The following is a 23,231-nucleotide window of genomic DNA, read 5'->3' on the forward strand; positions in this document are numbered from 1 at the left end:
GTTATAATGAACTAATAGCCGCTACAGCTACGCCCATTTGATACACTATTTGTGTTGCTGTGCTCCAAAGAGTCAGGTTATCAATATAATCAGAATCTAAAGGTACTACTATAGTATCACCTGGCGATAACTGAGAATTATTATTAACCGCAAACCAAGACCCTTCATTTGGCACTTCAATTAAACCACTTGCCTTAATGATATAAATACGGTCTTCATCAGCACGTTGCTTTAAACCACCACTGCGGCTTAAATAGTCATTAAGGCTAAGCTCTTCCTGATAAAGGTGTGAGCCTGAAAAGTTAACCTCACCTACAACACTTACACTTGAGCGTTTTGAAGGTATATATAGTACATCTTGATCTTCTACCTCTAAATGACGCTGGCCATTCATAATTGATGGTAGATCTATAACCAAACGACCAACGGCCCTAACATTCGCTAAGTCATTTATTAAATTATTCATATCTTGATACGATAGTGACGCATCCGTGATAGAGTTGTTAAAACTTTTAGAAGCAATATCTCGGCGTAAGTCTTCAGATAACTTCTTTAGTTGTTGCTGCTGTTGTTTTCGAGTTTCCTCACGCGTAAAAATAGCCCCCTCAGGATAAGAAAACTCAGTAAAACCGCCTGCTCGCTCAATTACTTCGGCTAACGTTTCGCCTTTTGAAATACTATAAACACCAGGGAATTTTACTTCGCCAACAATATTAATTTTTCTATCTTGCTGCCAATTTGGAATCGGGTAAATATTAATTGTATCTTTGCTTTGTAACTCAAATGATGAGCTTGACTCATCATTAACTAATCTAGCTAAATCAATACTAATGTGTTCCAAATTAGATTTCCCTGCAAAGCGAGTAATTTCAGCACTCTTCAAATAGGCAGATTCTTTTAGGCCACCAGCAGCTAGCAGCGCTCCTTTCACTGATGCATTCACAGGTTTTGGATATACACCTTCGTAAAATACCTCACCACGAATACCTATAATTTGTAATCCGTCATCAGAATTTGCTTGCTGGTTCAGTTTAGCCAAAATAGGTTTAAGCAACCTTTTTCTACTAAAAACAGCATACTCATGCTCTTCTAATTCTTCCTTACTTGTGAGCAATTCTGTGATAGAAAGAACTTCTTGCTCTTTTTCTTTAGAGAGTGTCTCAGCTAGTTCCTTATCCAAAGCTGAACCAAGATCGATAAATTCATAAAACTTTCGCTCTTCGTACTCATCCCAAAGCTTGATTTTTTCTTGTTGTTTTAACTGCTCTTTAGTCAAAGCCATGCCTGCGAGGGCATTTTCTTCACTTTCTAAAGATTGGAAACGACTAAATACAACAACAATATCGCGAGGCTTTAGCTCTAGGTCTTCTTCACCACTTACTGCATTTATGAGGGAAAACTGATGTAACTCAATATCACCACGTAAGTTAGTCTCGCGAACAATTAATGAATAATCATAGTCTGCAATTGGCAGTAAATCTGCTTTTAGAGAACCAAATAGCTGACTGACAGTTTTTCCTTCATGCCACGCGTAGTTACCTGGATGAGCAACAGCACCAAGCAGAGTCACTGCATTGTCTAATTCTTTACTAGAAGATGGAACGCGAATTACATCTCCATCATTTGGTTTATATGCATCTCTTTTAGATAAGTTAAGTTGCAGGACGGTTCTCGAACTATTACCTGTGTAGCGTTCTACAACTGTTTTCTGCGGATATGCAGCTGCATTAAAGCCACCTGCCATAGCTATTAAATCTTGACTAGATTCATTTTTTTTAAGCTCAAAAATGGCTGGTCTACGTACTTCACCTTCAACACTCACTCGCATACCAACTGGTGGAATAAATACAACATCACCCGGCTTTAAAATGACATCGTTACTACTATCACCTTTTATCAATAGGTTATATAAGTCGAGAGTTGTTACTGTTTTTCCTGCACGCTTTAATTGTATATTTCTAAGTGAGCCAATATCAGACACGCCACCACTCACAAATAATGCATGTGTAATTGAAGCTAGAGAAGGAACTGTATATGCACCAGGCTTATAAGCTTCACCTAAAACCATTATGCGGATTGAGCGCGTTTTTCCCATTGATACATAAGCCTCTGTACCAATGATTTCCTGTTTAACTTTCGCTTTTATTAAGCTCACGACATCACTGTACTGCATGCCACTAACTGTAACCGGCTTAAGATTACTAATAGTTAAGCGACCTTCGCGATCTATAATAACCTCTTCTGCGGACGTTTCTTTACCAAACAAGTTGATAGTAAAAGTATCACCAGGCCCAACAATGTAACTATCAGGTACAAGTGCACTTTCTGACGGAGCAAAAGTGGTTGGTTCGCCAGAAAAAAGCTCATACCCAAATGGTTTTAACTCATCTTCTTCTGGTTTGAACTTCTCTTCTGCTGTAATTTTTTTGTTATCTTCGTTATCGTCAAACATGCCTCTAGGCATTACAGTATCTGAGACTTCATTCGTAGATTGATTTTCGTTTTGGTCTGCCGAGACTAACATACTGAGGTCTAAGCCGTACTTCTTAGCAAGTGCTTCTTGTTGAGATTTGGGGAGTTTTTTAAATTGTTCGATTTGTTGCTTAGTTGGAGTGACTGAATGAGCTTCAGTAATAAATAAAAGCGAGATAAAAAGCGCAATTACAAGTCTAAAAAACTTCACAAAGTTTCCCTTCTAAGAAAATAAAGATAACCGCGGCATACTACATCATTTTATAAACAAAAAAAATGGGTAAACAAGTTTACCCATTCATTCTCAACTGAAAAACATTAGAAACTATACACTAGCGTTAGTGACGTTTCTGTATCTGTGTTTTCTTTATCATCCGCAACATCTGAGTTGTGGGTGATGTTGTAAGCCACTTTCATTTGTAATGAGCCGTTGATCTTAGCAAGGATTGCAGACTCTGAACGTGTTTTAGTGTTGGTATCACCATATTCAACTGATACTAACTGAGTAAAACGTGCACTGTCTGAAATTTGCCAGTTATAGTCAACTTTACCTAAAGCGATTACTTCGCCTTCACGCTCACCAGCAAGTGATTCACCGTTGTCATCAACTTCTGTGCTGTTATCAGGGTATTGGAAGTATTTATAACCCGGACCAATTTCAGCGTTTAACCACATATCAGAGCGGTCGATTAAGCGTAAACCGTAACCCGCTGAGATAACAGATTCGTTGCGGTATGCACCAAAGTAATCAGATACGTGCGAACCGTAAATGAATAGGTGTGAATGCTTTTCGTTTAACTTGTAGTTACCTTGTGCAGAGATTGAGTACTTTTCGTTAGTGCGCTGTGTTTCTTTAACGCCTTGGTCGTTTTCGATCTCATCTTCTTTATAAAGACCGTCTAACTTGTACTCGTTATTCCAGTTTTCTAGGTTATGTAGAACCTTGATACCACCTTTAAGTGTGGTTGTTTCAGTGTTACCGCTTGTTACGATAGCACCTAATTCACTGGTTACATCCCAAGTTTTGGTTTCATCTGCTGCGAATGCGCTAGTTGCAGCGCTTGCTGCAACTAGAACTGATAAAGCTTTTAATTTCATTAAAAAATAACCTTTACTACTTGTAAGTTAGACTTATTAGTCTTCTTTGTGCAAATGAACATCCATTTGCGGGAATGGGATTGTGATGTTGGCATCATCTAATGCGATCTTAATGTTTTCCATTAAATCGAAATACGTTGGCCAGTAATCAGCTGAGTTAACCCAAGGGCGAACGACAAAGTTTACGCTTGAATCTGCAAGCTCAGATACAGCTACTGTGTATGCTGGGTCTTTTAATAAGCGCTCTTCCTTATCTAAAACTGATTTAAGTACTTCTTTCGCTTCTTTAAGATCTGCATCGTAACCAACACCGATAACTAAATCGATACGACGAGTTGATTCACGAGAGAAGTTAGTAATTGGGCTGCCCATAATTGATGAGTTAGGCATGATAATTACTTTGTTATCTGGTGTACGTAATTCTGTAGAGAAAATTTCGATTTTCTTAACTGTACCCGCTTTACCACCAGCTTCTACATAGTCACCTGATTTGAAAGGACGAAGTAAGATGATTAAAACGCCTGATGCAAAGTTAGAAAGTGAACCTTGAAGTGCTAAGCCTACAGCTAGACCTGCCGCACCTAAAATAGCAATGAACGATGTTGTCTCAATACCAAGTTGAGATAATGCCATTAAGATTGTTGCAGCAAATACAATTGCATAGACAATGCTAGCAACAAATGAACCTACAGCTTTATCGACTTTCTTTTTATCAAATGCTTTTTCAGTTAAGCCTTCGCAGAATTTAGCGATGCGACCACCGATGAAGAAAATGATTAGCGCTAGAACCGCCTGAACGGCGTAATGTATGATTAAACCTGAATTCTCGTTGATCCAGTTCATTATTGTATCCATGTTCTCTCCTGAAGTTCATTTGTAGCATGACGCTGTGCAAATTATATATGATCTTTGGTTAAAAAATCATTAAATTACACGCAAAACTAAGAAATGAGTATTTGCTCAATTACAAAAAACGCAAGTCTAATCTGCGAAACTGAATGCCAGCTGACCAAAGGGTTATTTCTGAATTTTCTGAGACAAGTAAGTTTTTTCGACTTTTTTCATTTTAGGGGTTCACAAGCTAAACTTAATTATGTAATATGCGCGCCACACCAAACGAGGTGTATCTCAGTGGCGGCTGTAGCTCAGTTGGTAGAGCCCCGGATTGTGATTCCGGTTGTCGTGGGTTCAAGCCCCATCAGTCGCCCCACTTCTCTCCCCTTGTAAATCTAACAAACTAGAATCTCTTCAACTATTTAAGTTTATTTAAATAATGAAACTCCTCCTAGCTTTCAATATTAAACTGACTACAAACTAACAACCCGGTTCATTTACTGTGAGTGGCTAGAAATGGATAGTTACTGTTTAATCTATTTGCTTCCAATATAGTGCTTATCACCAGCAACATAACTTAAAGGCAATAAGAAGAGATTTAAAGGTAGGTTTTCTTGTCCCTTTACTGCCTTCCCGTTCATAGCCCTTACAAATACGACTCTTATTCAAGTGCTTAATCGTAATTAAGCTCAATGAAGTTACCTGAATATTCTGGTGACTCGTAAATAAAACCAAACTCTAAATCTATAAATTTATTCATATTTTTAAAAAATTCAAAGTCAGTATCAGTTGGTTCAACCCCGCCTGATACTACAATCAACTTTTCACCTTGTTTCTGTATGTCAGGATGAAGTGTGTATCTTAATAGCTGCCCAATGGCCATCTCTATGTTTTGAATTACAGAGTTAGTGTACTTAAGTTCTGCAACTACATACTTATTACCCTCGGTATAAACAACATCTCTTCGAAATAAACCATCTGTATCTTGAGAGCGAGCATCTATACCTTTTGAAGATTTAAGCCATTTAACAAATCGCTTCTCCATTTCTTGTTCACGAAGAACAACGGAGGTAAATTCTGATAATTTACGTCTAACTATTTTAGCATCCGCATTATTACTCCACATATCTGTTGAGCATTCATCTGAGGGAGCACTAAAATTATCAAACTTAAACCTATCAAGGATTTTATCGATAATAGCTAAACATGGCTGTAATTCGGTAGCATTTATAGGAATGTAATAGTCAAAAACATTATCAACCTCTTTAACTTTTATTGCGCATTTACTTGGCAGCTCACCTAAGTCAACATTAATAAATTCTTCATTTATAATTTTAGAGCTATTTAATGGCGCAAACCTTATACGAACATTACCCTTATTTGGTGTAACAGAAATCCTTCCTTTAGATTGGTTCTTACCAAAGACTACCTTCACTGTGGCATCTTTTCGCCACTTAGTTGAGCCTGTGTAAAATTGAGATAGATGAAAATCCAATATCATACATACTTTTTTATACTCTGGATTATCATCAAACCAAGCTTTTGCTTTCTCTGTCACTGTATCTGACATTACTTTACTCTCCTTAAATTTTTCAAAAAAATAGTTCTATTAATTGTATCAAGAGTTTCGAGAGCAAAAGTCCCCTATAGCTCAAGCACCTTGCGTTGCATATAACTCTTAAACAGATATTTTGAGTTTAATCAAACGAATCATAAATCGCATTACAGCCATTAGTTCTCCACAACTCTTGATGAACTAGCTTCCAATCAAAATCATATTTCTTTTTTAACTGTCTTTTATTGGCTTCGAATGCTTTGTCAGGCTCAGACATTTTTGCGACCATATAACCCAATAAAACCCTACGGTCTTGAAGCATGTCTAAAAAAACCAGCATTCCCTTGTCATTAGCTCTAATCTGTAACTCTATGAGCTCATCAGTATTTGCTGTGATAGCTTCGTAAAACTTGGACATTGCTTTTTGGGTTTGGGTTTCTGAGTTAAAATTCCCTAATGCAACATCCAAACACTTTGCATAGTCTTTATTTATCGCATAGAGTTGCTCTGCTAAATCTGTATTAGTTTGTCCAGTTAAAGGTACTGTAAGCGCAATTAGACTAAGAGCTGTAAAAAATTTCATATATTTCCCTCAATCCAACTCCCCTAATAAAAGGCCGAAGAAAGCTTGGATAAACTGTGTAGCGAGTAAAATCAAACACCTTCACTCCCACTTGAACAACTTGCCATAATTTTTCTTAACGAAGCCTATTTTTCTGAATGATGTAAATAGGCAAAATGGCATCAAACAAGCTATCTACTTTATCGATGATTTTAGATAAATAGTTCTCTAAATCATCTTTCGTTACATCAAGAAATGTAGTTATTAGAAACTGGAGTTTATCAGCAGTCATGAACTCGACTCCACTTGCTTCTTTTGACAAGTAGTCTGCATTAGTTCCCCCCTCTTTAAAAGCCCTTAACTTTTGGTAGATTAAGAAGAAAAAATAAGCCTACATGACACAACAAATGAAAAACTCAGGTACTGAGATAGTTCAGCTTACTCTATTTGGTAGAATTGCCGCTATGAAAGGTTGACAACACCAAATTAAAAAATAAAGTGTAGAGGGGTTCGCAGTGACTATAGCCTTCTACAAGCACTAATTGCTCTACAATTTACGTATATATTTGAAGTAAACTTGAGTGTTTTAAAAACAACCACGCCTTTAAACCAAATCATCGTTAAACTTATTAGTACCCAGTAAACTATAATAAGAACACGGTTTATTGCCTTAGCCAGCTTTTATGAATCAACAAGAGGATAATAAGCTTCTCCCCAGAGCTCTTTTGAATTATCCATCATAATATCAATAATAAAAGGCACTAATTGCGATAAAAATTGTACGCCATCTTTTAATTGCTCTCTATTTGCACTGCTGTTCCATGTTGCCCCACCGTGCATTAGTTGGTTTCGTAATGTATATAAACGTTGTAATACAATAGATGCAAGTTTATCTGTTTCATTATTTGCTAATGCAAAATTTGCAAACTTCTTTGCTTCACTAAATTTACTTTTAAATTCTTGTTCAGTGATATAGCCATTGTGGAATGACCAAAATGGCTGAAATACGAATTTATTATTCAATAAAACACGAATGCTGTTAGGGAACTCATGCCATAATAAATTATAAATGCGCTTTTGCTTATCGAGTGAGTTGAGCTTTTCCAAAAATAATGTAAAAGATTGAGTTTCGTTAATGCTTAGACACTCTGTATCTTGTGCGTAAGCCGCATTAAACGATACCCACAAGAAAATAAATTGTGAGTCAAGGTCATCACACTGCTCTGACTTATTTAACCAGCTTAATGATCTATGTACGCGTAGAGCTAGATTATCAGAGAAGGACTCTCTAACTTGCTTTTGTTTATCTTTTAAGTCGCAGTATTCCATATCAATTTTCGCTGTCTCCTTGATTATAAAAATAACTTACACAGTTTACTTGCTAAAATCTAGCTCTTTATAGTGTTGTTTTTTAAGGCTTAAATAAGGAAAAACTAAAACCACCATAAATGCTAAAAATTTTTCATAAGCGACACTCCCTGTCGTAGACCCTCTGTAATCTACAAAAAACAGATAAGGTGACACTATGAAAACAATAACAGTAAATACGCAGCAAGAACTAAACTTAGTACTCGCTGAAGAAGCATATATAGCGATTATTCTTGATGGAGATGAATTTTCGATTCCTGATCAAAGATTATTAACTGGCTTTACATTTATAGGTAAAAATCCAGATACCTCATTAACATTGACAGGTACATCAGGTTACTCGTTTTGTAAAAAGAGCAAAGGTGATGTACACGATATAAATCAACTTGCTCCTCTTGGCGGAATAACAGCCGTTAAAGATTTATATATAACCTCTGAAACCCCGCTCGAGTTAGCATTTCAAGATCGTGAAGAATACAAAAACTGGAGTAGCGCGACGATTGATAGAAATAAAATCAATGTTGTTTTTATTAATGAAACAATGGACTACTTAATAGACCAAAGCAAAGACAAATCTCCAGCAGAGAGGTTTATTGACGACTTATTTGAAGATTTCGTGGATAGTGTCTTTAAAAACTAATATGAATAATGTACGTTACACGTGTAATCACAAGGAAGTAGTAATTTGAACTCACAAGCAGAAGTTAAACTTGCAGAGCGACTAGCAAGTATTATCACTCAATTAAACGATGCAAAAACACTTAGCATTTCTTCGCTTGCAGAAGAGTTTAATGTCAGTGTTCGTACAGTCCAACGCGACTTGAACGAGAGACTTAGCTTTTTACCCATACTTGAAAGTAAAGGGCACTACAGCCTAGCTCCTTCTGCTCTTGGTAATCTCTCTCCAAAAGATATACGCCACTTCGCTGCCATCTCAGGGATTGAAGCACTTTATCCTAATTTAGATACCCATTTTATCTGCTCAATTTTATCACAAGCCATCAATAGCCCATACCTAATCAAAGGTCACAACTATGAACCTAAGCATAAAGTTGAACCAAACTTAAATAAACTTGAAGAAGTTATTCAACGCAATAAACGTATTAACTTTAGCTATAAAAACAAACAATATAACAACATTGCCCCTTACCGGCTTGTTAATAGTAAAGGTATTTGGTACTTAGCGGCTGTTGATGACAATACATTAAAATCATTTCACCTGTCAGAGTTAACACATATTTTAGAGCAGGCAGAAGCGTTTACCTCACAACAGCACTTTATCGATGTAATAGAGCAAGATGATGGAATATTTTTTAGTGAAACCAAGTTTGAAGTTGTTGTAAAAGTATCAAAAGACATTGCTCAGTACTTCCTAAGACGCAACCTATTCCCCAATCAACGAATTATTGAAGAACTCGAAACAGGTGAGTTACTTGTTTCTTCAAGAGTGGCAACGAGTAAACAAATACTGCCACTAATTAAATACTGGGTACCTGAAATAGAGGTTGTTTCGCCTGATGAAATTAAACAAACTTTGATCCAAGAGCTTAAAAAGTATGTTGCAAGTTAAATGTAAAACAACGAAGCAATATTAAAGAGTCCAATTAAAAGAAAAAAAGTTATCTAATAAAGGGATATTTATGCAAATCCACCAAAACACTATTTTTGATGTACAAGATCAAACTCTTGCATTACTAAAGTCAACACAATCATTTATTGAAAGAGTGAATAAGAATAAAGAGCTACACGTAAAAGACGGTTTAATTGAAGAAAAGTACCTTACAGATGTTGCATCAATCTTAAAAAATGAGTACCAAAAAGCAAATGAGCTAGAAATGGTGATAGCTGTTGTCGGAACGATGAAAGCGGGTAAATCTACCACAATCAATGCAATTGTGGGTCATGAAGTACTTCCCAATAGAAACTACCCAATGACTGCTCTACCTACTGTTGTTACTCATATCAGTGGCAAAAAAATACCATCTTTAGAATTTCCAAATAGTAAGCCTATTAATAGTTTAAGTAAAAAAATTGCTGAAAAGATTAACAGCATGAGTGGCGATGAAATTAATGAAATTGACTTTCTACACCACAAGGAAGTTGAAGATTTAATTGGAGAGTTAAAAATAAAAGGCCAATTAAAATTAAGCCGCAATTATGAAGGGCAAGAGCAAATCTTCAAATTCTTAAAAAGCTTAAATGATATTATGCGACTTGCTAAAGAGCTAAATATTGAACCGCCTTATGAAGCTTACCGTTTAATAAATGACTTACCGACTATTGAAGTTGAGTTCCAACATTTGAGTGGCTTAGAGCAACAAAGTCACGGCAAACTATCAATTATTGATACTCCTGGACCTAATGAGTATGGGCAAAGCGAAAAATTAAAAGCAATATTCAAAGATCAACTGCAAAAAGCATCAGCAGTACTGTTAGTTGTGGATTATACGCAAATGAATAGCGAGGCAGGTGGTGATGTAAGAGAAGAGATATCAACCGTACAAGGCTCATTAGGCGAACGCTTTTTCGTAATGCTGAATAAATTCGATGCAAAAACAAAAAATGATGTATCGCAAGAAGATACCGTTTCATTTTTTTGTAACCAATTAATGGATGGCAGTGTCCCACCCTCTAATGTTTTCCCAGTGTCAGCACAAAGAGCTTTTCTTGCCAATAGAGCAATTAATGAACTGGACAGCAGTAACGCTTTAAATGTGAAAGATGATTGGGTTCCCGACTTTGGAGAGATAGCCTTTGGTGAGGATTGGGAAGAAGACATTGAAGATGCTGAAGATGTAAGAAAAAAGGCGAAAAGAATATGGAAAAGAGCAGGCTTTGAAGCGCCTCTTGAAAATGTTGTTATGGAAGCAGCAAATAATGCCGCAACCTTGAGCCTTGAATCTGCTTTAACTCAACTGGAAACCATTCACAACCGTTTAAATGAAGGGATAAATGGCTATAAAGAAGCTATTAACACAAATATCGATTCTTTAAGAGTAGCAATAAAAAATATTGAATCTGACAAGCTAAAAATTGACTCGGTTCAAAAACAAACACAAACATTAATAGTCAAACAGACGCAAGAAATGAATACTGCCATTCTGGACTTAGCTAAAGCTACTATTCAGATAGCCGACAAAAAAGTTCAATTACTTTTCGATAATACTCAAAACAATATTTTTCTTACCAAAAAAAAACAGGCAAAAATAGAGTCTAACGAAGGGGGGCAAATCATTGACTTATCGCGAATTTTTAGCAAGTTTCGCGGTTGGCGCTCAACCAGTACCCCTTCTGACAAATTAGAATCATTAATAGAAAAAGGTGAAATAAAATTCGAGAATAGTCAAAAAGCTGAAATGAAAAAACTGTTAAAATTTATTAATTCAGCTTTAGAAACCATTCAACAAGATGCGTATAAAGAGGTAACAACAAATCTCAATAAAACGATTACTAAAGCAAAGAATGCAATAAATAAAAGCATCTCGTCTGAACTTGAAGAGGTTTTAAATGAAGCAAAAAAAAACCTTAAAGATTCTGGTTTTACACTATCTCTGTCCCTTAATAAAATATCGACAAGTATAAAAAATATCGATACTGAAACGATTTCTACTGACGTAAAAAAAACAAGTGAATCCCGCAGACGTACAAGAGTTAAAGACAGCTATTTTTCAAAGTTTACTAACTGGCTAAATGATGATTGGGGCAGAGAAACTTACTATGTTGATGTAGATGTTTACATTGTGAAAGTAAACGATATTAAACAGCGCTCAAACGCAGCAATATCAAATGCTATGCAAGGAATCTCAGACACAGCTAATCGTTTTCTATTAGAGAATGTTAAGCCAGATATAGATGCACACATTACAGAGGTGTCTCGCTATCTCGAAAAGTATCGTAAGACATTACTTGCGGGAGCGAGAGCTAAAGAACAATCTCAAAAAAATCAAGAAGAATTAATTGCCAAGCTCAACGTCTTCGGAAAGGAGCTGCAATATATAGCAGAAGATACTCTGGATACGAAAGAAGACTTAAACCTAACTCAAGAGAAGTCAGTATAGTGAATTCAATTGATGTATTAGATAGCTGTGGCTTCAAACTAGACAAACAACATTTGGAAGTCGCACCTCCACATTTAACAGATAAAATGATTGTTGACTTAGTTAATGGTATAGAGGTGATAGATGACCAAATTAAAGTGTCAAAAACCAGAACTTCAAGGTGGGATCGTTTCAAAGACTCGTTCAGTGGAAGAGCTAATCAACGTGAGAGCATTATCAATGATAATTTAGCAAAGTGCCTACAAAGTACCGCAACATGGCTTCAAAATCATGACTACGAATTAGCTTCTGTTAACCTTGCGATTACAAAAGTGACTGACAAGCTTTTGGAAACAAGAACCGGTGTAATGAAGTTGAACGATAAACACAATGAACTAAAAGAGTCAGTCATTCAACTAGCAAATACTGTAGAAGAAAAAAATAGCAAACTCTACGACTATATAAGGGATATTGACCTGAGAACTCGAGCTGATAGGCAATTGGATAGAGCAATTGCGAAATGGCAAGCTGGAGGATATACCTCAGACGTGTATACAAATGTTTTTATGATTCTAGATACATTAAAAAATAACGAATTTGGACTATATATTGACAATGGTAACTCAAACTTAACTATTAAGAATGAAATGTTAGAGCACTTAAAGCATGAAATTCAAAATCAGTTATGTAATGAATTAAGCATATCGTCAACAGTGTTTAATTCATCTAGTGCTAGGTTTAGATTGGAAAACGTTGCTAAGAATATAAATGAAATAGGTAAGTCACACCTTTTATGTATAAATTATCTAAGTGATTGGAGTACTCAAAATAAAGAGCCAAATACTTGGCTACTTAATCAACTCTCAGAAGCCACAATCGAGAGAAAAGAAGCTCAAGTACTAACTTTATTTCCTAAAAATATCAGAGTAAACCGTTGGTCTGAAAGGCTCACAAATGAAAATATTTATCTAAGGAACGCCTAATATGGAAGATAAATTAGGCTTGGTGCTTTCAGGAGGTGGTGCCAAAGGTGCTTATCAAGTGGGTATTCTTAAGTATTTATCTGAAGTTGGCATTCAACCAGATGAAGTTTCGGGAACCAGTATCGGTGCTCTAAATGCTGCTGTTGTAAGTGCTCAACAAGATATTACTGCGTCAGCTAAGTGCCTTAATAAAATTTGGTTAGAGCTTGGCGAAAATAGTCCTTTACAGGTAGACAAAGGTAAAATGATATCTACCGCATCTGTTTTTTTAAGCCTTTTACCTATGGCTAAAGTTACACCGTTATTTAAAGCATATCAGATAGCTAAAGGAGGAGTAGATTTCATTAAAGATCTGCGAGCACTACTTTCAGATGAATACAAAAATAGCGATAAATACAAAGAGCATCTAGAGAATGAAGAAGGCAACCTTTACCAATCAGAACCAATCATTGACTTATTAGACAGGTTTAGTCCAATAGAGAGATTGCAAGATGGGCTTCCAATGTATGTTGGTGTATATGAAAGTGAAGGGGCAGGCAAAGACATAGTTGATTATTTTAAAGCCAACTACCTTGGTTTTGAAAATAAAGCTTCTGAGTTTTGGCATTTACAGTCACTTCCACATAAAAACATTCATGAAGCTATAATCGCTTCAGCTGCCTTACCATTATTATTCAAAGCTAAAGCTATTAATGGCAAAAAGTACCGGGATGGTGGCATAGGGGGGACATTTAACCAACAAGGAAATACACCTATTAAACCGTTAGTTGATAGTGGGTGTAACCACGTAATAGTTTCATTGCTAGATGATGCAAGCTCGTTCAACAGACATGATTACCCTGATACTACGATTATTGAAGTCCGCCCTAAGGAGTTCATTTCTGAATCTATGGAAGATATGCTCGCATTCAAACGTGGTCATATTAATAAATGGATAAGACAGGGGTATAATGATGCTAAAAGATGTATTGGTAATAGCTTAAATGCCATCAATATGAAAAATCACAAACTAGCTACATCGATACAGCGTGACCAGAGCATAGCAAAACTTAACTCTGATAATTTCGAAATAATCTAACCCAAGTTTGAAGGCATAAAGCGGCAACTAGGATTGTGATTCCGGTTGTCGTGGGTTCAAGCCCCATCAGTCGCCCCACTTCTCTCCCTTAGTAAATTCTTTTATTTTCTTAAATATTTCTCGATTTTAATTCCAAGACCTAGTTTTATCTTCAACACCTGTTTTCAATTCAAAAGTCCATCAGCTGTCAGTTTTGAGCTGAATAGTTTGTTTGCGGGTAATGTGATTAACTGACTGACAATTCGCTGTACGTTAAGAAAGATCAAATTCACAAAGAGAAGAGAATGAGTAAAAGAGAAAACCCAAGCATTACCTTAATTTACTTCCTCTAAAGCGCAGCGCCTCTTAGCCTATTTGTGAACATAAGTGATTTTAGAGCAAGCATGATGCCTACTATGTAGAAGGCGTTTTAACACCGAACAGATTTGACCTATTCACGGCTAAAGCCCTTCCCACGAGATGCGAGGTATTGTAGGCGTGAAATTTATTTCGCGCGAAAGCCTAGAACCTAATCTCTCAAATCCCAAACAAAAAAATGCCACCTTTCGGTGGCATTACACACGGGATTATTTCTATTTACTAGAAATGCTTTTCAAAGCTCAAGGCCATTAGGTTTTACATCTAGCCTCAAGCTCATAATTACTTCCAACTTTTCATCTTGTGGCCTTTCACAGCATAGAAAAGTATGAATAAATAACAAGGCAACATAACAATGTAAGCCATTTGTTGCGCTTCAGCGCTTTTTACACCACCACTTGCAAGGCCCCAAAATAATGGGCCAAATGCGCCACCGGCTATACCCATAACAAGCAGACCAGAACCTACGCTTGTAAGTTTGCCTAAACCAGATAGTGCTAACGGCCAAACGGCTGGCCAAACAATCGCATTAGCAAAGCCTAGCACAGCAATGAGCAATAGGGTATCAGGCAGTACCGATTTTAGGCCAAATAATGTTGATATAAATACAGATTCATTACTACCTGTGACTATCGCTAACGTTAACACACACCCCAATATTGCTGAGATAGTCAGCGCTGTTTGCTGCGACAGTACTCGTGGGATAAGTAAAATCCCTAAAAAGTAACCTAACACCATACAACCCATGGTGTACGAGGTCATCACGCTATATTTTTCAACACCTAACGACAACGCAAAGCTGCCTATTGTGTCACCTGCTATCACTTCAACAGCAACATATACGAATAATGCTACAATACCTAAAGCAAGGCTTGGATGCGCTAGTGCTTCTTTTACTTGCCCTGGTTTTTGTTCATCAGCATCATCAATAAGTTCTGGCAGTGGCATTTTCGTTACTGCAAAACCAAGTATACCAATAAAAAGTGCCATTCCTAAATAGGGGTATATTAAGCCATTAGCCATGGCATCAATATCAGTTTGGCTAAGTTCTTTACCGACAAAACCTTTAAAATCACTCAGTATTAATGCGGTAAATACAATCGGCGCAACAACACCAGCACCTTTATTTAATATACCCATAATACTTACTCTGGCTGCAGCTGACTCTTCTGGGCCGATTCTTACAACATACGGGTTAACTGCTGTTTGTAGCAATGTCTGCCCAGCTCCCATAACAAGTTGCGCAAATAAAAATAGCGCAAACACCTGCGTTTTTGCAGCAGGAATAAATAGCAAGCCTGCCACCATCATAGTTGCCATACCCAGTGCCATACCATTTTTATAGCCGACCTTTCTGATGATCATTGCTGAAGGTAGGGCAGTAAAAGTCACTGCAATATAAAATGAGAAAATAATCAGCGATGCCTGAAAAGGTGACAGCTGTAAAACTTGCTGTAGAAACGGCATCAATGAGCCATTTAACCACGTAGCAAAACCCAATATAAAAAACAGCGTGGCAACAATTGCCATAGGCACAACACTGCTTTGTTTATTCATTTCAGACATAACATTTCCCGTAACAGCACAGTTCAATTCTATAGCGCTGCTCATTTAGATGATTATATAAAAGGTATATTAAATATTTATAACACTACTGCAACAAAAATGACAGCGCTGACATATTTCTTTTAAGTAGTTTCTAGGAGCGGTCAGCTTTCAGCTGTCAGTTTTGAGCCGAATGTGCGGATACGTAACTGAAGTGATAGTCAATACCGTAGGCGTGAAATTTATTTCGCGCGAAGATTTATTCACAAAGAGAAGTAAATGAGAAAAGAATGAGGAAGTACTAATAATGCTTTTTGTAGCGCTCTCTTACCCTCTTTGTAATCATTTGGCTTTCTCTGTGAAGCGCGCAGCGCCTCCGTGTACTCTGTGGTTCAATAATTTTTTGCACAAAGACTAATGAATGAGAAAAGAATGAGGAAACCAAAACATTACTTTCTCTTAAGCGTAGCGTCTCTTATCCTCTTTGTGAATATAAGTGGTTTAAAACAAAAAATGACGCCTGCGGTTTACTGCAGGCGCCAAATTTATCTATCGCAAAAACAAAGATATTACTCACCTACAACTGTGACGCGGCTGGTTTGCTGAGCGTTTAAACGGGTGCGTAACGTAACTTTTGCATTGCTATCAACTTTGACTGGTTCAGCGTAAGTTTGCCAGCTTTGGCCGTTATCTAGGCTGTATTCAATGCTCAAATAAGCAAATGCACTGTTGGCATATAACTTACCATTTTCAATCACACCACCCGGTACTGGTAAATGCAGGTTGATGCCGTCTTTAGCTAATTTATCAAGCTCTTTTAAGCCTACTGCACTTGAGAATTCAGCCCAATCTTTTGCTTGTTTTTTAGTATCTACACTTTCACCTTCCCAATCGGCTTTATGCCATGCGCGCTCTGCTACTGACAGAATACGCGGGAAGATCATTGCCAATACTTGATCTTCAGTGCGAATCGTTTCTGACCATACCTGACCTTGCATACCTAAAATGTTCTCAGGCTTTTCAAGTTTAGGTAATGGACGACCAACCAAAGCTTCTAAATTAACGATTGGCTCACGGGTGCGTGTGTAATCAGCATTTGCATACACGTCATCAGGCATATAATTAAACGCTTTTTTAGTATCTGTGTAACGGGTTGCCCAGTAATAACCTCGTTCTTCTGGGCTTGCTTCATATGGGTGGTCAAAATACAAGTGCGTACCATGTGATAGCACCACTTGGTAACCTGCATTGGCTAGGCGGTATGCTCTATCTGCAACACCCCACTCCCAAATATTATCCCAGGTATTAACGGTAAAAGTTTTATTAGGGAACTCATCACGTTTAAACGAATTTTCGCGGTCATACATGATGCCGTCTTCCCAAATACCCGGAGAAATACCGCGCTTTTCAAGTAAGGTTGCAACACGCTGGGTAAAGTAAGGCTTTAAATCAGCGGGGCCAGACACACCATTGTTAGGATCTGCAAATAGCGCCTGACAGATTGGTGAGCCAATCCACGAACCAGCACCTACTTCGTCACCACCAATGTGCAGGTTCTTTAACTGAACACCTGCTTCGCGATACATCTGCTGAAGCTCATAGGTCACTTTATCTAAAAATGCGTAGGTCGAGTCCATACACACATTCATTGAGTTATCTTTGTAGTTTTGTACCGTCATGTACACAGAGGTATCTTTAGGATCGGTTAGCAAGTATTGCGTTGCTGGTCCCATATCGATGTGCTGAACTTCTTTGTTCGCTGAACGAGTTTTAATATTATTTTTAGCGGCTTTTTCAGCTTGCTCTAGCATGTTGTGATAGCGCGCTTCCATCGCTTTGATTGAGGCACGCGCATGACCCGGGCCTTCAACTTCAGGAATAATTTGAATATGGCGGTCTTTGGCAAACTTCAGTAACTCGACAAACTCTTCACGTTTCAGATAGCCATTACCTGAGCCTGATTTAAATGGCCCAGTCCCAAGCTGAGTTAATAAACACTCGCGCTCTTCTAAATCAAAACAGCGATAACCGCCAACGTCAGTGAGCTCAGGTAAACCAGGGATCTCAAGTCGCCAACCTTCATCTTCTGAAAAGTGCCAATGCAGCTTATTCATTTTGTAGCGTGCCATTTGCTCAACAAGCTTGAACATGGCTTCTTTGCCATGATAGTTACGACCGTTATCATAATGCATGCCACGCCAGCCATAGCGTGGTGAATCTTCTAACTCTAACTGCGGTAAACTCGCACTACCTTGGCTGTTTGCAGGGATCAGGTTCAACAAACTTTGCATCGCATAAAATACACCTGCGTTATCGCTACCCACGATTGTGATTACTTCATCATCAATCTCAAGGGTATAGCTTTCTGCTTTTGCATTATTGAGCTTAGGGTCAACTTTCAGGCGAATAACTTTGTCTTTGCCTACATTAATATGGTCAGGTTGTGCTTTAAGGCTAATGCCATAGTCATCTTGCAAGTCTTGCATAAACACCATGACTTCGTGTTTAAGTAGCCCTTGATAACTGATTTGCCAATTATTGTTTAACGTTGCGCTGCCACGGTTAAAATCGACTTTACGTGGCTTTGGAATAATACGCTTTAAAGCATCGTCTTTACTGACCGAAAACTTATCAGCACTATTACGTTCATAGCGGATCTTAGCTGTTGCTAAAACCGATAAATCTTTTGGTTCATTGTAACGACGTAACTGATTTTCGCGGGTAAATGGTGCTACAAACTGTTTAAAGTCTTCAGTGTCGGTATTTGCGAATACCGCGGGTTTGTTCTTACCTGAAACAAAAAACGCGCGTGGCATAAAGTCACTGTAAGCGACAATCCACACTTGTGCATCAAACGGCAGCTCTAAGCTCTCGCCAGCCGCTAAACCTTTAAATGAACTGGTTGGTACAATGCGATGTAAATCGCCATTAACGTGCTCGATATTAAGGCCAGCAACATGCTCTGTCGAAATTTTACGCACTGAGTGAATATAAAGTTGCCAGTCGCTTTCACCCGCAGGTAATGGCACATCAGAACGATTATTGAGGGTAATTTTCCCTAAAAAGCCCGCATCTTTATTACGAAAGTTATCTTCAACCGAAAATAATAACTCGGTATCTTTAGCAAAGTGATTAACTTGCGATTGGGTCAACGCTGCATTTGCCATCACAGGCGCAGTTGCTAGCATTACCGCGAATACTGACCTTTTAAAGCCCATTACATTCTCCTCGTTTAAGCCCTGAGTGTACGGTATTTCTGCGTACTATTTGTCATTTTTGTTAATAATTCGTTCCTATCATATAAAAACTAAAATGACAGCGCTATCATTTTATGAAAAATATAGGTGAGGAGTTAGCTATCAGCTATCAGCTATCAGCTATCAGCTATCAGCTATCAGCTATCAGCTATCAGCTATCAGCTATCAGCTATCAGCTATCAGCTATCAGCTATCAGCTATCAGCTATCAGCTATCAGCTATCAGCTATCAGCTATCAGCTATCAGCTATCAGCTATCAGCTATCAGCTATCAGCTATCAGTCTGACGGCTGACGGCTGACGGCTGACGGCTGACGGCTCAAACCTTAACACAAAGATACTTCTCTTCTAGGTACTCATCTAACCCTTGATGGCCGCCTTCTCTGCCTAAGCCTGACTGTTTAACACCGCCAAATGGCGCTACTGGATTTGAGATTAAACCTTCGTTAATACCAATCATGCCGTATTCGAGTGCTTCACTTACGCGATAAACTTGTTTGATATTTTCACTATAAAAATATGCAGCTAAACCATAAGGCACATCATTTGCTAACTTCAACACTTCTTCTTCATCATCAAAAGCGATAATGCTTACCACTGGACCAAATACTTCATCATGATAGATATCCATCTCTGGTGTCACATCCGTTAAAATCAGCGGTGCTTGAAAGCTGCCTTCAAGTTCGCTGTTATCGCCGATCAATGACGCGCCTTTATTAACTGCATCATCTAAGAGAGTTTGTACTTTCTCTTTAGCCTTAGGATAAATTAGTGGACCAATATCCACCCCTTCATCAAGGCCATAGCCAACTTTTAACTCAGCCACTTTGTCTGCAAGTTTTTCAAGCACCGTTTCAAGTACTGAACGTTGCACAAAAATTCGGTTAGCAGCCACACAGGTTTGGCCGGCGTTTCTAAATTTTGCAGCCATGAGGCCAGCAACAGCTTCATCTAAGTCAGCATTTTCGAAAATAATAAACGGCGCATTACCACCAAGCTCCATCGAAGTTTGCTTAATAGTTGAGGCACATTGCGAAAGTAACTGCTTACCTACACCAGTTGACCCCGTGAAGGTAAACTTACGCACTCGCTCAGATTCTGTCATGATTTCGCCAACCATTTTTGCATTTTCAGAGACCACAACATTCAACGCCCCTTTCACAAATCCAGCCTTATCAGCAAGATATGCCAAGGCAATGGCGCACAATGGTGTATGCTCAGAAGGTTTAATCACAAAGCTACAACCTGCCGCATATGCTGGTGCCACTTTACGTGTGATCATCGCGATCGGAAAATTCCAAGGTGTGATCCCAGCAACCACACCGATTGGTTGTTTTATGGTTGATAAACGATGTTGGCTGTCGGTGGCAGGGATATTATCGCCGTAACTACGCTTAGCTTCTTCACTAAACCATTTAATAAAGCCTGCACCGTATTCAACTTCACCTAACGACTCTTTTAATGGTTTGCCCTGCTCTTTGGTCATTAGTTCAGCGAGCTGTTGCTTGTGCTCAATGACTAACTCATACCAACGGCGTAACGTTTCACTGCGCTCTGTGGCAGTTGTTTTCTTTAGCTTGCTAAATGCCTCGTCAGCACTTTTTATTGCTTGCTCAACGCCAGCCTCATCAATATTAGAGACCTGCGTAATTGCTTGTCCAGTTGCAGGGTTATCTACACTAAAACGCTGGCTTGTAGAGTAAAAATCACCGTCGATAAACGAATCAGAAAAAACCAAATCAGACATAGAACCTCCAAGTAAAAGCTGTCAGCTATCAGCTCTAAAAACAAAAAACCGCTGTAGAGACCAAGCAACTACAGCGGTTTTTACGAAATCAAAGCCGTTAAAAATTAATGCTCTTCATTAACGATATTGAGATTATACTTTGGAATTTCAACCACTAAATCTTCATCTTTAATCACTGCTTGGCAACCAAGGCGTGACTCTGGCTCAAGACCCCATGCTTTATCAAGCATGTCATCTTCTAACTCATCACTTTCATCTAGAGAGTCAAAACCTTCACGGATGATTAAGTGGCATGTTGTACACGCGCATGATTTTTCACACGCATGTGGAATGCTAATACCATTTTTTAGCGCAACATCTAATACTGTTTCACCTGCAGGAGCTTCAATTGCAGCGCCTTCTGGGCATAACTCTTCGTGTGGAAGAAAAATAATTTGTGGCATACCTTACCTCGTTAAACTTCGTCTACTGACTGCCCTTGCAGCGCTTTTTTGATTGATGCATCCATTCTGCGAGCAGCAAATTCGCTACTTGCATTGTCTACAGCTTCAATCGCTGCTTTAATTTCTGCAGGTGTTGTTGCGCTTTCGCGTACGGCAACAAGTTTAGCAATTTCTGCTTTTAACGCACCTAATTCTTGTTCATCAAGTAATGCACTGTCGGTTGCGAGTGATGCTTCAAGCGCTTCAACAACACGTAACGCTTCAACTTGTTGCTCTTTAAGCATCCGCGCTTGCATATCGTCTTTAGCGTTAGTCATTGATTCTTTAAGCATGTTTGCAACTTGGTCGTCCGATAAACCAAATGATGGTTTCACCTGAATTTCAGCTTGTACACCAGTTGATTTTTCCATTGCCGATACACTTAATAAGCCATCAGCATCAACTTTAAAGGTTACGCGAATATGCGCAGCACCTGCAGCCATTGCCGGAATACCCTTTAAGCTAAATTTAGCCAATGAACGACAATCATCAACTAGCTCACGCTCACCTTGTAATACATGCAGTGACATAGCTGTTTGACCATCTTTGAAAGTGGTGAACTCTTGGGCACGTGCAACAGGAATCGTGGTGTTACGTGGAATGATTTTCTCAACCAAGCCACCCATAGTCTCAAGACCTAGCGACAGTGGTAATACATCTAATAGCAGCATGTCTGAGTCAGGCTTATTGCCAACCAGTACATCTGCTTGAAGTGCCGCACCAAGTGCAACCACGCGATCTGGGTCAATAGAAGTCAGTGGCTCTTTATCAAAAAATGCAGCAACTTGAGAGCGTACAATTGGCATACGAGTCGAGCCGCCAACCATTACAACTTGTAGTACTTCTTCGTTCTCGATACCGGCATCTTTTACGGCACGGCGACAAGAACGGAGTGTTTTCTTAACAAGGCTAAGAGCGAGCTCATCAAAGGTTTCGCGGGTTACTTCAACTTTGTGGCTTTGACCATCAAACTCTAAACCAACATTAACAGTTTGGTACTGGCTTAATGCTTCTTTACATGCTTTGGCTTTGTTGATGAATAAACGTAATACCGATGCAGAAAGCTCGCTCACACCCGTTTGTGTTTTAAAGTAATCAACTAATAGCGAGTCAAAATCGTCACCACCAAGGCTCGAGTCACCGCCAGTGGCAAGCACTTCGAATACTCCTTGGTGTAAACGTAAAATAGAAATATCGAAGGTACCGCCACCTAAATCGTATACAGCGATAATACCTTCTTGACCCGAATCAAGGCCGTAAGCAACAGCCGCAGCCGTTGGCTCGTTTAATAAACGTAAAACCTTAATACCGGCAAGCTCTGCAGCATCTTTTGTGCTTTGTCGCTGCGCATCATCAAAATACGCTGGTACAGTAATTACCGCACCTAGAATATCTTGGCCTGCAAAGCTGTCTTCTGCACGCAGTTTTAATGCTTTTAGAATTTCACTCGATGCGGTGACAGGACTAATTGCACCCGCAACTGTGCTGATTGCTAATGAGCCATCATGCTCACAAAATTCATAAGGCAGTTGACCATAGCTTTTTTCGATTTCAGCCTGCGTTTTACCTAAGAAACGTTTCACCGAGATTAATGTGTTTGCAGGGTCTTGAGTAGCAGCAGCCGCTGCTCGTTCACCTACAATAATGCTATCAGTTTGGTATTGCACAACCGATGGAAGCATCGCATTGCCCGCTAAATCAGTCAGTGTGCGAGCTTCGCCGCTTTGCACTGTTGCAACTAACGAGTTAGTCGTACCAAGGTCTATACCGACTGCTAATTTGTGCTCATGTGGTGCCGCGCTCTGCCCCGGCTCAGCAATTTGCAATAATGCCATAATGCTCTTTTTAAACTCTTAA

18 protein-coding genes and 1 tRNA gene are annotated in these 23,231 nt (G+C 38.6%); 7 read left to right on the forward strand and 12 right to left on the reverse strand.

What is annotated here, in order from left to right:
- Window position 1: 1 nt before the first annotated feature.
- The 3 genes from HYD28_00350 to HYD28_00360 all read right to left on the reverse strand — a co-directional run bounded on the left by HYD28_00350 (window position 2) and on the right by HYD28_00360 (window position 4,425).
- The gene (locus HYD28_00350; GenBank protein ID QLE07540.1) at window positions 2-2,683 is read right to left on the reverse strand and encodes an SLBB domain-containing protein; all 2,682 of its coding nucleotides are present in this window, start codon (window positions 2,681-2,683) and stop codon (window positions 2-4) included.
- A gap of 107 nt (window positions 2,684-2,790) precedes the next feature.
- Complete coding sequence (locus HYD28_00355) at window positions 2,791-3,570, reverse strand: DUF481 domain-containing protein (GenBank protein ID QLE07541.1); 780 nt, start codon at window positions 3,568-3,570, stop codon at window positions 2,791-2,793.
- 36 nt (window positions 3,571-3,606) lie between these two features.
- Entirely contained in the window at window positions 3,607-4,425 is an 819-nt protein-coding gene (locus tag HYD28_00360; GenBank protein QLE07542.1) for a mechanosensitive ion channel, read from the reverse strand.
- Between the two features lie 279 nt (window positions 4,426-4,704).
- On the opposite strand from HYD28_00360, the gene HYD28_00365 reads away from it, so the two are divergent.
- A tRNA-His gene (locus tag HYD28_00365) sits at window positions 4,705-4,780 on the forward strand.
- A 297-nt stretch (window positions 4,781-5,077) separates the two neighbouring features.
- Here the strand turns inward: HYD28_00365 and HYD28_00370 are convergent.
- The 4 genes from HYD28_00370 to HYD28_00385 all read right to left on the reverse strand — a co-directional run bounded on the left by HYD28_00370 (window position 5,078) and on the right by HYD28_00385 (window position 7,850).
- On the reverse strand, window positions 5,078-5,974 hold the full coding sequence (locus HYD28_00370; GenBank protein QLE07543.1) for a hypothetical protein: 897 nt from the start codon (window positions 5,972-5,974) through the stop codon (window positions 5,078-5,080).
- 127 nt (window positions 5,975-6,101) lie between these two features.
- Entirely contained in the window at window positions 6,102-6,542 is a 441-nt protein-coding gene (locus HYD28_00375) for a hypothetical protein (GenBank protein ID QLE07544.1), read from the reverse strand.
- Window positions 6,543-6,657: 115 nt separating this feature from the next.
- Complete coding sequence (locus HYD28_00380) at window positions 6,658-6,813, reverse strand: hypothetical protein (GenBank protein ID QLE07545.1); 156 nt, start codon at window positions 6,811-6,813, stop codon at window positions 6,658-6,660.
- Between the two features lie 389 nt (window positions 6,814-7,202).
- Window positions 7,203-7,850, reverse strand: coding sequence for a hypothetical protein (locus tag HYD28_00385; GenBank protein ID QLE07546.1), 648 nt, complete (start codon window positions 7,848-7,850; stop codon window positions 7,203-7,205).
- A gap of 196 nt (window positions 7,851-8,046) precedes the next feature.
- On the opposite strand from HYD28_00385, the gene HYD28_00390 reads away from it, so the two are divergent.
- The 5 genes from HYD28_00390 (at window position 8,047) to HYD28_00410 (ending at window position 13,987) form a co-directional block, all read left to right on the forward strand.
- Complete coding sequence (locus HYD28_00390) at window positions 8,047-8,529, forward strand: hypothetical protein (GenBank protein QLE07547.1); 483 nt, start codon at window positions 8,047-8,049, stop codon at window positions 8,527-8,529.
- A gap of 45 nt (window positions 8,530-8,574) precedes the next feature.
- A complete protein-coding gene (locus tag HYD28_00395) occupies window positions 8,575-9,459 on the forward strand; it encodes a WYL domain-containing protein (protein ID QLE07548.1) in 885 nt (294 codons plus the stop codon).
- 70 nt (window positions 9,460-9,529) lie between these two features.
- Window positions 9,530-11,947: a dynamin family protein gene (locus HYD28_00400; protein QLE07549.1), complete on the forward strand. Its 2,418-nt coding sequence runs from the start codon at window positions 9,530-9,532 to the stop codon at window positions 11,945-11,947.
- Window positions 11,947-12,909: a hypothetical protein gene (locus HYD28_00405; protein QLE07550.1), complete on the forward strand. Its 963-nt coding sequence runs from the start codon at window positions 11,947-11,949 to the stop codon at window positions 12,907-12,909. Before HYD28_00400 ends, HYD28_00405 begins: the two co-directional genes overlap by 1 nt.
- 1 nt (window position 12,910) lies before the next feature.
- Window positions 12,911-13,987 carry a patatin-like phospholipase family protein gene (locus HYD28_00410; protein ID QLE07551.1) on the forward strand — a complete coding sequence of 359 codons (1,077 nt, stop codon included), beginning with the start codon at window positions 12,911-12,913 and terminating at the stop codon, window positions 13,985-13,987.
- Window positions 13,988-14,626: 639 nt separating this feature from the next.
- On the opposite strand, the gene HYD28_00415 is transcribed toward HYD28_00410, so the two are convergent.
- Together HYD28_00415 and HYD28_00420 are read right to left on the reverse strand one after the other, a co-directional pair.
- Entirely contained in the window at window positions 14,627-15,874 is a 1,248-nt protein-coding gene (locus tag HYD28_00415) for a sugar MFS transporter (GenBank protein ID QLE10452.1), read from the reverse strand.
- A gap of 584 nt (window positions 15,875-16,458) precedes the next feature.
- On the reverse strand, window positions 16,459-19,107 hold the full coding sequence (locus tag HYD28_00420; GenBank protein QLE07552.1) for a carbohydate-binding domain-containing protein: 2,649 nt from the start codon (window positions 19,105-19,107) through the stop codon (window positions 16,459-16,461).
- Between the two features lie 113 nt (window positions 19,108-19,220).
- On the opposite strand from HYD28_00420, the gene HYD28_00425 reads away from it, so the two are divergent.
- Complete coding sequence (locus HYD28_00425) at window positions 19,221-19,439, forward strand: hypothetical protein (protein ID QLE07553.1); 219 nt, start codon at window positions 19,221-19,223, stop codon at window positions 19,437-19,439.
- Window positions 19,440-19,464: 25 nt separating this feature from the next.
- Here the strand turns inward: HYD28_00425 and HYD28_00430 are convergent, their stop codons facing one another.
- The 3 genes from HYD28_00430 to hscA all read right to left on the reverse strand — a co-directional run bounded on the left by HYD28_00430 (window position 19,465) and on the right by hscA (window position 23,209).
- Window positions 19,465-20,892 carry an NAD-dependent succinate-semialdehyde dehydrogenase gene (locus tag HYD28_00430; GenBank protein QLE07554.1) on the reverse strand — a complete coding sequence of 476 codons (1,428 nt, stop codon included), beginning with the start codon at window positions 20,890-20,892 and terminating at the stop codon, window positions 19,465-19,467.
- A 104-nt stretch (window positions 20,893-20,996) separates the two neighbouring features.
- Complete coding sequence (fdx, locus tag HYD28_00435; GenBank protein ID QLE07555.1) at window positions 20,997-21,335, reverse strand: ISC system 2Fe-2S type ferredoxin; 339 nt, start codon at window positions 21,333-21,335, stop codon at window positions 20,997-20,999.
- 11 nt (window positions 21,336-21,346) lie between these two features.
- On the reverse strand, window positions 21,347-23,209 hold the full coding sequence (gene hscA, locus HYD28_00440; protein ID QLE07556.1) for a Fe-S protein assembly chaperone HscA: 1,863 nt from the start codon (window positions 23,207-23,209) through the stop codon (window positions 21,347-21,349).
- Window positions 23,210-23,231: the final 22 nt, after the last annotated feature.

Source organism: Pseudoalteromonas shioyasakiensis (genome assembly GCA_013391845.1).
Taxonomy (GTDB): domain Bacteria; phylum Pseudomonadota; class Gammaproteobacteria; order Enterobacterales; family Alteromonadaceae; genus Pseudoalteromonas; species Pseudoalteromonas apostichopi.